This is a genomic window from Xenorhabdus sp. NBAII XenSa04 (assembly GCF_963866145.1).
Classification (GTDB): domain Bacteria; phylum Pseudomonadota; class Gammaproteobacteria; order Enterobacterales; family Enterobacteriaceae; genus Xenorhabdus; species Xenorhabdus indica.
In genome coordinates this window covers 1-420 of sequence record NZ_CAWMEB010000352.1, presented here as the reverse complement: position 1 = coordinate 420, position 420 = coordinate 1, and the positions used below count along the sequence as shown (strand labels likewise).

Genomic DNA, 420 nt, shown 5'->3' with positions numbered 1-420 from the left:
GACACCCGCTTGACTGAAGTCCTGGCGGCGAAGCAACCCGTTGATATCTATCTGGTCGACAGCCAACGTAATGATGACACCTTACGGCAGTGGGCTAAAACGCATCGTATTCCTGTTGGACAGGTCCGTAACCGACACATCACGCTGAATCATGATACGGGTTACTGGTTCTGGTTTGGTAAGGGACTGATGCCTGTATTGTTGCGGCAGGGGGAACAGGGATGGCAGGTCACGTCATTACAATGAAATGGGTGAGCGTATTCCCCATTATCGGTCTGTTATGGGTGACTCCCTGCCATGCCGAACTGAACGTGATTGCTGATTTGGGTGGTAAAGATGCCTCGCCCTTTTATGAAAGCATTAATGCCCAGCCGGATCATCGTTCTGCACAATCATACCATTTCTTGTCAGAAGTGACGG

Annotated in this window: 2 pseudogenes; both read left to right on the top strand. The window is 50.5% G+C overall.

What is annotated here, in order from left to right:
• Positions 1-246, top strand: a pseudogene (locus AAC147_RS12215) (TIGR03759 family integrating conjugative element protein); the annotation flags it as partial.
• Positions 222-420: pseudogene (locus AAC147_RS12210) on the top strand (integrating conjugative element protein); the annotation flags it as partial. The pseudogenes AAC147_RS12215 and AAC147_RS12210, both read left to right, overlap by 25 nt.